The sequence below is a fragment of the Thermodesulfobacteriota bacterium genome (assembly GCA_036482575.1).
Classification (GTDB): domain Bacteria; phylum Desulfobacterota; class GWC2-55-46; order GWC2-55-46; family JAUVFY01; genus JAZGJJ01.
Genome location: JAZGJJ010000114.1, coordinates 1 through 11,471, shown reverse-complemented (window position 1 = coordinate 11,471; position 11,471 = coordinate 1). Strand labels below are relative to the sequence as shown.

Genomic DNA, 11,471 nt, shown 5'->3' with positions numbered 1-11,471 from the left:
CGTGACCACGGCACCACCACGGTACCAGTGGTCGGTGGTGTATCCGTAACTTATGGACAAAGAGATAATCATAAATTCGAACCCCCTTGAGATAAGGGCCGCCATAGTCGAGGATGGCAGGCTGGTGGAGTTCTACGTCGAGAGGGGCAAGGACCGGGGGCTCACCGGGAACGTCTACAAGGGCAAGGTCATGAGGGTGCTTCCGGGCATGCAGGCCGCCTTCGTGGAAGTGGGCCTCGACAGGACGGCCTTCCTGCACGCAAAGGACGTCCGGGAGGCCCCGGACGACCTGGACTACGGGGAGAAAGGGGGCTCTTCGTCTTCGCGTTCCCGCATCCAGGACCTCCTGAAGGAGGGCCAGGAGATGGTGGGTCAGGTGGCCAAGGAGCCCATGGGGACCAAGGGGGCGAGGCTCACCTCATACGTGTCGCTTCCGGGGCGGCATCTGGTCTTGATGCCCACCTATGACCGGGTCGGGGTCTCGCGCAGGATCGGGGACGAGAAGGAGCGGAGGCGCCTGAGGGATATCGTCGCGTCCTTGAGGCCCCCCGGCGTCGGCTTCATTATAAGGACGGTCTGCGAGGGGGTCAGGAAGGAAGACATAAAGGCGGACATGGAGTTCCTCCTGAGGCTCTGGCGGGGGATACAGAAGAAGGCCGCGAAGCAGTCCGCCCCGGCCCTCATCTACGAAGAGCTCGACCTGACCCTCCGGATGGTGAGGGACGTCTTCTCCCATGACGTAAAGAGGCTCGTTATAGACTCCGTGGACGAGTACACCAAGGCGGTGGAGTTCATCGAAGAGGTTATGCCGTCGCTCAGGAAGAGGGTGGAGCTATATAAGGATAGTGAGCCGATATTCGACGCCCACGGCATAGAGCTGGAGATAGAGGCCGCACTCGATAAGAAGGTCTGGCTCCGCTCTGGCGGCCATCTGGTGATAGACCAGATGGAGGCGCTTACGGCCATCGACGTGAATACCGGCAAGTACGTGGGCAAGAAGAACTCCGAGGAGACCATTTTGAAGACCAACCTCGAGGCGGTGGCCGAGGTGGTCTACCACTTAAGGCTCAGGAACATAGGCGGCATAATCGTCATAGACTTTATAGACATGGCCAGGACTGCCAACCGCATGAAGGTCTATAACGCCCTGAAGGACGGGCTTAAGGCGGACAAGGCCAGGACCAACATATTGAAGATATCGGAGCTCGGCATAGCGGAGATGACCAGGAAGAGGGTCAGGGAGAGCCTCGCCCAGGGCCTTTGCGAGCCGTGCCCCTACTGCGACGGGAACGGGCTTGTGAAGGACAAGGATACGCTCGTGGCCGAGATATACCGGGATCTCCTAAGGGACCTCCCGCAGAGGAAGAGGAAGGTCCTTGTCTACGCGAACCCCGTCATTTCCGAGCGTTTGGGGGCCCCCGGCGGGGTGGTGGAGAAGCTCGAGAAGAAGTTCAAAAAAAGGATCGTGGTAAAGCCCGTGGAGCTCTTCCACCAGGAGGAATACGAGGTGGTCTGAGGGGAGTTTCCCCCCCGCCAATTTTTTTTTGAGGGCCGCATTTTTTTTCTTGACAACATTGGTCCGATAGTCTACTCTTGACCTTATCCGCTATTGTCTTTTGGGGGGGGGAGTGCCTAATGGGGAAGGGAACGAGGCAGTAAATCAGTGCAACAGGGCAACAAAAAGCACCAGGACAGACAGTAAGAAAAACGAGAAGCGCGAGGAGAAATGGCCCGATATGGCTGTCAGGCATATCGGAGTCGTGTCTCAGGGGTAGAACGTTATAGAAGTATATAAAGTAGGAGGAGGTGACTAGAAACGTGCGAGTAACTAAGATAAGTCTATTGTCAGCAGCCATAGCGCTCGTGGTTTTCGCGGGTGCGCCCGATGCAACCTTTGCCGCAAAGAAGGATGCGAGGGACTGGCACGTTACCGAAAAGAGCCCCAACGATGCTCCGCTGAAGGACGACCAGCTTCTCTATAACGCTGGCGGCCTCGACGGCGCGGTGGCTGTAATCGGTGTCCCAAGCATGAGGACCTACCGTCATATACCGGTGGGTGTGGACCTTCACGAGAACCTGTTCAGCGCTCCGACCAACGCCGGCGGTTCGAACCTCAAGCCCGACGGCAGGTATATGTACGTCAACGACAAGGGCTCCAACACCATCGGCGTCATCAACCTGCAGCTCGGAACGCTCGAGAGGTTGATAGGCCTGCCGTTCCCGTTCGGGGTACATCACATATCGATGTCCCAGGACGGCAAGTTCCTCTACGGCACCGGCGAGTATACCGGTAAGATGGCCAAGATCGAGATAGCGACCGGCAAGGCCCAGATCATCGACTGGGGCCCGGCGCCCAGCGCCCCGGACTACCTCGACGTCAGCAAGCCCGGCAGGAAGGAGATGGTATTCTCAGGCAACTACTACCACTCCACAGTGGGTGTCTTCTCCACCAACCCCTTCAAGCTCATAAAGGAAATACCGGTTGGTAAGAACCCCCACGGCACGAACGTCTCTCCGACCGGAAGGTACGTACAGGTCGCCGACAAGCTCTCCGCGACGGTAACCATAATCGACGTGGACAAGCTGGCGGTTAAGAAGGTCATACCGGCGGGCGCCGGTCCGCTCCACAACGTCTTCAGGAGCGATGGCAGGTATTCCTACACGAGTTGCTTCGTCGCGGACGCCGTCGTCAAGATAGACCTCGAGAAGCTCGCGGTGGCCGACGAGTTCCCGATTCACTACAGGATCGGGCACATCGCCATAAGCGCCGACGACACCAAGGTCTTTGCCCTGAACAAGTTCTCCACAGGGCTGTGGAGCCCCACGGGCATCCGTTGGCCCGTGAACCACGAGATGCTGGACGTGGACGAGAAGAGCCCGACCTACGGCAGGACGCTCAGGATAATACCTGTCGACGGCGAGCCCCACAACGCCAAGGTCATCTTCGCCAGCAAGATCAAGCAGTGGGACATGGGGCAGGCGGTCAACTTGATAAAGAAGCCCATCACCGAGGTCCATCCGTCCCACCGCAGTAGCGCGAAGGTCACCATACTTCCCAGGGACAAGGGGAAGCCCGGTATAGTCGAGAAGGGCGGCGTGAAGGAAGTCCACGTCAAGGCCTTCAGCTACGGCTACGTACCCAGGCAGATAAGGGTCAACAAGGGCGACAAGGTGAGGATAATCGTCACCAACATCGACAAGGCCGCGGGTATCACCAAGAACCCGGACGTACAGATGGGCTTCACCATCTACGGTCCGTATGGCCTGAGGACGAACCTCACGGCCAACAGGGGCATGTCGATCATGAGCGAGTTCGTCGCGGACTATGCCGGCGAGTACGAGATATTCTGCCAGCACTTCTGCGGCCCGCTGCATCTGGAGATGAGGGCTACGTTCTTCGTGGACGGTCCCAAGGGCCAGGCCAACCTGGTAACCGGTGACTACGAGGAAGCCCAGCAGCATAGAGAACTGGTTGAACCAGGGGTGATCACGGCTCCGGCCCGCGTAGAGCGGTTCTAACCGGGGGCTTTACCCTGTGTTTGCATGAGAATAATGTGTCCCGGTCGTTCCCGTTGAACGGCCGGGACACATTTTTTTTACCCGCGAGGACAAAATTTGCTGAAGAGTTTTTTTCCGATACTGCTCATAGCGGCCCTCTCCGTCGTATCCTGCGGCAAGGGGGGCGTAGAGCCCACCGAGACGCCCGAGGAAGTGGTTGCCAGGTTCTACGCCTACGTAGAGGAGGGCGGGACCACCACGCTCGGCGAGGCATACAGGCTTATAAGCAAGAAGCACTATGAGATGCACGAAGACATATTCAAGAACATGGTCAAGGAGTACCCCAAGGGCATGGACGTCAAGATAATCGGGAGCACCGTAGAAGACGGCGTAGCGGTCGTGACCATAGAGTACAGGGTAGCCTCGATGTTCAACGATTATTTCATAACGCAGACCGACATAAATCTCGAGATGGACGAGGAGTCGAACAGCTGGAAGATAGACTTCACGGGCGAGACGTACGATGAGACCCCTTCCATGTACGCCTCGTAAGGGATATAGAGGGAAAAGGCCGGACTTTGTGGGCTTTTTAAACACAATCTCATAAATAGACGCGCTGTATAAATTTTAAGGAAGACAGGTGCTGATATGGCGGGACTGACGGACTGGCTTGAGGAAAGAACCGGCTTTAAGAGTTGGAGGGCGAGGAAGAGGGACCTTCCCATCCCGAACCACGTTAACTTCTTTTACTGCTTCGGAGGCATCTCCCTTACGCTGATACTCCTGCAGCTCCTGAGCGGCTTCTTCATGATGTTCTTCTACGTGGCGAGGCCGGAGAACGCGTTCGAGAGCGTAATCTATATGACCAACGAGGTGCCGCTCGGTTCGTTCACGAGGAGCCTGCACCGCTGGGTGGCCACGCTGCTCATGGCCACTCTCCTGACACACCTCTTCTCGGTATTCTACAACAAGGCATTCAGAAAGCCCAGGGAGCTCAACTGGCTCTCCGGGGTGATGATGCTCCTCGTCGTGACGCTCTTCCTCATCACCGGTACCATCCTCCCCTGGGACTGGAGGGGCTACTGGACGCTCGTTATCTGGACCGACTACATAGGGACCTGGCCCATTATCGGGGAGGCCCTGAAGGGCCCCATACTCGAGGCGTTTACCGTAGGCAGGAGCTACGCCATACACGTGTGGCTGCTTCCGTTTATAACTATCGTAGTGCTGGCCTTCCACTTCAGGATGGTGAAGCGCCACGGCATATCAGGCCCGCTTTAAGGGGCAGATACCGGGAGGTTTGGGAATGGGAAGAATGGGAATAAAGGAAATAATGGAAATAAAGGAAATAAAGTTCTTGCATGTGTGCGCGGTCGTAACCGTCCTTACAGGCGTCTTTTTCGGCCTCCCCGTCCTTGCGGAGGAAAACCCCGTGGATATGAGTGAGAAGGACGCCAAGGCCGTAAGCCGGGGTGTCTGGGGGGGTGACATGCAGTCCGGGGCCGGCAACTTCCAGGGAAACTGCGTACCCTGCCACGGCTTCGAGGGAAAGGGCGACGGCCCGCTTGCCGAGAGTTTCGAGGTAAAACCCCGCAACCTTACGGACAAGTCCATTATCGGGAAACGCACCGACGAGTTCCTCTTCAACCTCATAAAGAAAGGCGGCAAGTCCGCCGGCCTTTCGGAGAACATGCCGGACTGGGGCACCTCTTTCAGCGATACCGAGATACAGAATCTCGTAACATACATAAGGAAAGATCTGTGCAAGTGCGAGTTCAAGGGGGGTAACTGAGGTGGCTGAAGAAGAGGGGGCAACCGGGGTGCCTGAAGAAGAGGGGGTAACCGGGGCGGCTGAAGAAACGGGGGTAACCGGGGTGCCTGAAGAGGAGAAGGTGAACGACCCCAGGTACGCGCCGCCGTATCCCCAGGAGTTCCATAAGTACTGGCCGCGCCACTTCGTAAAGGGCCTCCTTGTGGCGGGCGGGGTCGTGCTTATCGCGATGACGCTGGCCTTCTTCTTCCGCGTGCCCGTGGACTTCAACATGGCCTTACCGGACGAGGGCATGTACGTGCCCTCCCCGGAGTGGTACTTCTTCCTGCTTCTCCAGCCGTTCTGGTACCTTACGGGCGATTCGGTCAAGTGGCTCTCTCTCGGCACTTTTTTCATCCCGGCCCTGGTCCTTACGTTCCTTGTGCTCGTGCCCTTTATATTCAAGAAAGGGGGACGGCTCGCGGACAGGGGGGGTGTCTGGAAGGGCGTTAATATAGCCCTTTCTGTCCTGGTCTACGGTATATTCGTCTACAGCCTCTACAGGGCCGACTTTTCCACCCTGGGAGAGGATGGCGAGACGTCCGGTACGATCGCCGTCGTAGCCGCGCTCATTCTCCTGGCGGCGGTGTTCGTAGTCCCGCAGGCGATCAGGCTCAAGAAGGGGGTTTTGAAGTGGGCTCTCGCCGTCTCTCTTCCGGTGGGGATCTTCTGCCTGCTCTTGCAGGGCATTTACGCGAGCGGCTACGCGGCCAAGGGCAACGGCTGCATCGCCTGCCACACCCCGGCTTACGGGCTGAGACAGTACCTGCCGCCCATGGACGTCGGCGAGTACTACAGGGTCGAGAGGCAGAGGCAGATAGATGTCGGTAAGTTCAGGGCGGGCAAGGTCGATACCGAAGGCCAGGCCGCCATAGGCGGGGCGGCCCAGTCCTACAAGGACGCCAACTGGCAGCTGCGCCACTACTACGAACCTACCTTTACATGGTGACATTCTCTTGTTAAGAACCCCGTTTTACGGCATATTCCACCTCACGATGAGGGCGCGCCTGGTGATGAGGGCGTGTTTGATATCGGCGGCCATAGTGCTGGTCCTCCACCTCCCCGGTGCGTCCGCATCCGACGGTGGTGTGGCCGGTGCGACAATGGAAGGCTACCCCCTGCCTACTCCCTTCAGCCACCCCCTGGGCATAGTCTCGGACGGCGAGGGACGTATCTGGTTCACCGAGCAGAGTACGCACAGGATAGGGCTCTTCGACCCGGAAAAAGAGGAGTTTACGGAGTTCGACCTGCCCGCTGGCGCGAGCCCGGCGGACATAACCGCGGCCCCGGACGGGACGATCTGGTTCACGCTCGTCTCCTCCGCGGTGAACTCCATAGGGCGCATATCTCCGGCCTCCGGCAAGACGGAGACCTTCAAGGTCCCAACCCCCGCGGCCGAGCCGTATAAGATCGCCGTGGCCCCGGACGGCGCGGTATGGTTTACCGAGAGGAACGCCAATAAGATCGGGCGCTTCAAGGAGGGGAAGTTCGAGGAGTACGCCGTCATCACCCCGGACAGCCAGCCTAACGGTATAAGCGTGGATTCGAACGGGGTCGTCTGGTTCGCCGAATCCGTTGGCAATAAGATCGGAAAGCTCGACCTGGCCGCCGGCTCGATGACCGAATACCTCATCCAGCACCCCTTTGTGAACCCCGCGGACCTTATCGTCGACAGCGACGACCGCGTGTGGTTCGTCGAGATGAACGGCAATAAGATCGGTATGTTAGACCCGGCCACCGGGGAGTTCAACGAGGCGACCATCCCCAAGGTGTCCTCTGTGCCGGTGGCCCTTGCCGTGGGTGCCGACGGCCTTATCTGGTTTGTGGAGAACAGGGGGAACAAGGTGGGCAGCTTCGACCCCCGGAGCGCGACCTTCAGGGAGTACGATATCCCCACCCCCAGGAGCCTCCCGAGCGGCATAGCCGTAGACCCTCGCGGCAGGGTCTGGCTTACCGAGTCCGACAGGGACGCCAACAGTATCTTGATGCTCGTCCCGGCAGTCGAAGAGACGACCCTGGAGGAGCCCCCGGCAGAGGATACCGGCCCGGCGATGGTGGATACTCCTCCCCCTGCGGAGGAGGCTAAGGGCGGCGAGGGCGGAGGGGGCGGAGGCTCGGGCAAGGCGGCGGCCGCAATCGTGGTTTTCGTTCTATTCGCGGCGGCTTTGTGGTATATTATCCGCAGGACACAGAAGTAGGCTGATATGAGAAACCTTCCGCTAATTACGCTATTCATACTGACATTCGCGGTCCCTTCCTTCGCGGGCTCCGGCGTGGAGTTGCATCCGGCCCCAAGCCCCCGCTCCTTCCCGGTTGCCGTGGCGGAGGACCCATCGGGCAACGTCTGGTTCCTGGAGGCCAGGGCCAACAAGCTCGTGCGCTTCCAGCCTTCAATTTCGGTCTTCAAAGAGTTCGAAATTCCCACATCCTCGAGCGTGCCGATAGACCTGGCCATAGGTCCGGACGGCAGGATCTGGTTCGTCGAGCAGGACGCGAACCAGATAGGCTCTTTTGACCCGAAAACGGGCGAGTTCGAGGAGGTCGAGATACCCACACCCAAATCCCAGGCCTATAAGATAGCAATCGACGGACATGGCAGGGTCTGGTTTACCGAGTTCATGGCGAATAAGATAGGCATGCTCGACCCCAAGACCTCTAAAATAAAGGAATTTTCCATCCCCACCAAGCAGAGCCAGCCCGTAGGGATCGTGGCCCTGGACTCGGGGGAGGTCTGGTTCGTGGAGTCGCAGGCGAATAAGATTGCGCGCCTGGAGCCGGAAACCGGGAAGATAACCGAGATTACCATCTCGCCGCCCTTTGCCATACCAGGGGAGCTCGTGGCCGACGGAGACGGCTACCTGTGGTTCGGGGCAAGGAATAGCCATAAGATAGTCCGCTTTGACCTGGAGAAAGGGGTTAAGGGGGCGAAGGGGAGTTTTAAGGAGTTCGATATGCCCGGGAAAAGGGTCCCCGAAGGGTTGGCAATCGACCGGAAGGGAATGCTCTGGTACTGTGATTCGCTGGGGGGGAGGATAGGGAGGTTCGACACGAAGAGCAAGAGCTTTCTTGAGATAGACCTTCCCAAGGCCTCGGGAAAGCCCGTGGACATAGCCGCGGGCGGGTCGGGGCTCGTCTGGTTTACGGAGGTCGCCAAGCATAATCTCGGGATGGTCGATACCGCAAAGCTCATTTCGGGCGGCGGCGGGAAGGCCGGGCTCTCGATCAAGCTGGCCCCTTCGGAACAGGCGCTTTTGAGCGGGAAGTAGCCCCGCTTCCGGGCCAATGCGGGGGCGGCTTTGCGGGGGCTCGGCGGGGACGGAGATAAGTATTCCGGCGGGGGAAACAAAGTCCTTGACAAAGCCCCGTCGCTGGGTTATACATGCGGGGTAAATCACAGCATATTGCAAGGAGGTATTTGATGACTTTTAAGCTTTCACGGTTACTCTCTTTCTCTGTACTGGCGCTCTTTGTAGGCTTTGCCGCCACGGCTAACGCGGGTGGGGGCAAGGCGATATTCGACGCGAAGAAGTGCGGTGGCTGCCACCAGACCAAGGGCCCGGCCAAGGAAAAGACCATAAAGGACATGCTGAAGAAGAAGGGTCCGGAACTCTGGTACGTGGGCAGCAAGTTGCAGGAGGAGTTCTTGAAGGGCTGGCTCCAGGATCCAAAGCCCATAAGGCCCATGGCCTTCTACTCGCTCACCAAGAAGAACCCCGGAGACCACCCCAAGCTTTCGGCCAAGGACGCCGGCGAGGTTACCGAATACCTCATGAGCCTCAAGTCCAAGGACGTCAAGGCCGGGGCCATCAAGCCCAAGAAGAACATCAAGGGCAAGCTGGTCTTCAAGAAGAAGCAGGGGTGCTACGGCTGCCATCTGAGCAAGAAGGGGAAGAAGATAACCGGCGGGATGACCGGCCCGACCCTTGTCGGCGCAAGCAAGAGGCTCAACCCCGACTGGATATACGCCTACATGACGAACCCCAAGGTCTTCAAGCCGGTCAAGGACATGCCCGTATACGTAGGGGTGCTGAACGATACGGACATGAAGAATGTCTCCGAATACGTGAGCAACCTTCCGTAGGGACGTTGTTGGAAAGTGGAAAACAGGAAAATAACGGTCGAAAGGAGCGGATAACGCAGGATGGATAAAAAGTTTATATACGCGGCAGCCTTGCTGGTTTTTTCCTTTACGGTGGTCATTTCGGGCTACTCCGCCGCGCTGGCCGACGTAAAAGAGAACTACAGGTTCTACTGTTCCCAGTGCCACGGCCTTGAGGGCAAGGGGGACGGTCCGAACGCCACCAAGAGCCAGCCCGTAAGCCCCAGGAACCACACCGACCCGAAAGAGATGGGCAAGCTGACCGACGAGGACATAATAAACGTCATAACCGGCGGCGGCAAGGCGACGAGCAAATCCACGATGATGCCGCCTTTCGGAAAGACGCTTACGGAAAAGGAGATAGCCGAACTCAAGGATCACCTGAGAGGACTTTGCAAGTGTAAGGGACCGTAATATCGGTCATAGTAGTGGTAAAGACAGTAGCGGATAGCGGATAGCGGATGAACTGTCAGCAAAAAATTAAGGAGGTACATAGAAATGAGGGCTAAGGTTTTGGCGTTACTGATGGCCTTTAGCTTTGTTGCCACGGCTTCCGTGGTCCTTGCTGCGGAGAAGAGGTGTTCGGCGGGCGGAAAGAAGGTTGTCTGCCCGACCCGTACGCAGCAGGAGCTGGAAAAGGCCGCGGAAAAGTTCGAGAAAGAGGCCATGGACATGATGAACGGCGCTGCCGGCACCACTTACGGCATAACCGGCTTCGACTACCTTACGGGTATCGGCAAGAGGGCGTCCAAGGGCAAGGCCGGCAAGGCCACGCTTAAGTCGGGCGACAGCGGCTACGGCAGATCCACGGGTAAGACCGAGCTCTGGGACAGGGCAAAGAAGCCTGCTGAGGGCGAGGCCATCTACAACCAGTGGACCAACAACTGGTCTCCGGCCTTTAAGGAGACCCTCGTGCAGGGCGCAAGCCCCAACGAGGGCAAACAGTGGTACTACATGTACTGCATAGCTTGCCACGGCTGGCTGCTTGAGGGAGACGGGCCTAACGCGATAATGCTCGACCCGTACCCGAGGGACCTGACCGCCGGCAAGAAGTACATGAACAAGAAAACCAACGTAGATCTCTTTACGGTCATAAAGGGCGGCGGCGCGGCCGTCGACCTCTCGGAGGCCATGCCGGCGTGGGGCAACCTGCTCCAGGACCAGGACATATGGAACGTCATAGCCTGGATAAGGGCCAACGCCGACCGTAAGGCGCCGAAGACCCTGCAGGAGTACCTTAACCCGAAGTCGAGCTACAAGCCCGCTGCTAACGCTGTAACTCCGCTCAACGCGTCCAAGGACGAGGCGTTCATGGAAGCGCAGGAGCTTATAGAGGAAGGCGGTATGGTAGCGGGCCGTGGTGGAGGTCTTAAGGGTGGCGGCTTCGTTGAAGGTGGACTCCGCAAGCGTCCGGAGGATACCAAAGTACAGGGTTACTAATAGGTCTTGACGCGGTAGTTTCTTCTCGGGGCACGGCCTTGGCGGAACCAGGGCCGTGCCCTATTTTTATATGAAAGTGAAAAGGGCAATACCGTATATAGCGCTTGCTTTTGTAGCCGTACTTGCCGTGTCGTCATACCTCGGCCGGGACTATGCCCTTGGCTGGCTCAAGGCCGCGGGCCATATGGAGTATACGCTGGAGGAGGCTCAGGAACTCGCCTACACCAAGTGTACCCAGTGCCACAGCGCCGAGAATATCACCAAATACTGTTTCAGATGCGGCCCCCCCTTCATAGTGGTCGTCCACAACATGAAGAGGCTCATAGCCGTGGAGAAGGCCGGGGGCAAGAAGGCCCTGGAGGGGCTGACCGACGCCCAGGCCGTCACCATAGCGCAGGTCTGGAACGCGCTCGTGGGCAACTGGGAGGACACCTGGAGGAAGCAGGACATAGTAAAGCTCCTCGATGGCGACCAGGCGCTCATAGATCTCGCGGACGTGCCCATAAGTGAGAGGAGTATAGAGACGCGGCTCTCGGAGAAGACCGCGCCGGGGGTGTACAAGCGGGAGGACGGGCCGGTTGCCCCCTCCCCCCTCCCCACGGCCCCCACGGCCCCCACGCCCCC

At 58.4% G+C, this 11,471-nt stretch carries 12 protein-coding genes; all 12 read left to right on the top strand.

Annotated elements, in window-relative coordinates; all coding sequences use genetic code 11:
• Positions 1 to 52 precede the first annotated feature (52 nt).
• Entirely contained in the window at positions 53 to 1,516 is a 1,464-nt protein-coding gene (locus tag V3W31_05030) for an Rne/Rng family ribonuclease (protein ID MEE9614304.1), read from the top strand.
• A 326-nt stretch (positions 1,517 to 1,842) separates the two neighbouring features.
• Entirely contained in the window at positions 1,843 to 3,519 is a 1,677-nt protein-coding gene (locus tag V3W31_05025) for a beta-propeller fold lactonase family protein (protein MEE9614303.1), read from the top strand.
• A 96-nt stretch (positions 3,520 to 3,615) separates the two neighbouring features.
• On the top strand, positions 3,616 to 4,050 hold the full coding sequence (locus V3W31_05020) for a hypothetical protein (protein MEE9614302.1): 435 nt from the start codon (positions 3,616 to 3,618) through the stop codon (positions 4,048 to 4,050).
• A gap of 96 nt (positions 4,051 to 4,146) precedes the next feature.
• Positions 4,147 to 4,779 (top strand): cytochrome b N-terminal domain-containing protein, encoded by a 633-nt coding sequence (locus tag V3W31_05015; protein ID MEE9614301.1) that lies wholly within the window; start codon positions 4,147 to 4,149, stop codon positions 4,777 to 4,779.
• 25 nt (positions 4,780 to 4,804) lie between these two features.
• Positions 4,805 to 5,290: a cytochrome c gene (locus V3W31_05010; GenBank protein MEE9614300.1), complete on the top strand. Its 486-nt coding sequence runs from the start codon at positions 4,805 to 4,807 to the stop codon at positions 5,288 to 5,290.
• A 1-nt stretch (position 5,291) separates the two neighbouring features.
• On the top strand, positions 5,292 to 6,257 hold the full coding sequence (locus V3W31_05005) for a hypothetical protein (protein MEE9614299.1): 966 nt from the start codon (positions 5,292 to 5,294) through the stop codon (positions 6,255 to 6,257).
• Positions 6,258 to 6,264: 7 nt separating this feature from the next.
• Positions 6,265 to 7,506, top strand: coding sequence for a hypothetical protein (locus tag V3W31_05000; GenBank protein ID MEE9614298.1), 1,242 nt, complete (start codon positions 6,265 to 6,267; stop codon positions 7,504 to 7,506).
• A 6-nt stretch (positions 7,507 to 7,512) separates the two neighbouring features.
• Positions 7,513 to 8,574: an SMP-30/gluconolactonase/LRE family protein gene (locus tag V3W31_04995; GenBank protein MEE9614297.1), complete on the top strand. Its 1,062-nt coding sequence runs from the start codon at positions 7,513 to 7,515 to the stop codon at positions 8,572 to 8,574.
• A gap of 152 nt (positions 8,575 to 8,726) precedes the next feature.
• Positions 8,727 to 9,389, top strand: coding sequence for a c-type cytochrome (locus tag V3W31_04990; protein ID MEE9614296.1), 663 nt, complete (start codon positions 8,727 to 8,729; stop codon positions 9,387 to 9,389).
• 60 nt (positions 9,390 to 9,449) lie between these two features.
• Positions 9,450 to 9,821, top strand: coding sequence for a cytochrome c (locus V3W31_04985; GenBank protein ID MEE9614295.1), 372 nt, complete (start codon positions 9,450 to 9,452; stop codon positions 9,819 to 9,821).
• An 84-nt stretch (positions 9,822 to 9,905) separates the two neighbouring features.
• A complete protein-coding gene (locus V3W31_04980; protein ID MEE9614294.1) occupies positions 9,906 to 10,847 on the top strand; it encodes a cytochrome c in 942 nt (313 codons plus the stop codon).
• Positions 10,848 to 10,917: 70 nt separating this feature from the next.
• A partial coding sequence (locus V3W31_04975) for a hypothetical protein (protein MEE9614293.1) occupies positions 10,918 to 11,471 on the top strand: 554 nt, incomplete at its 3' end.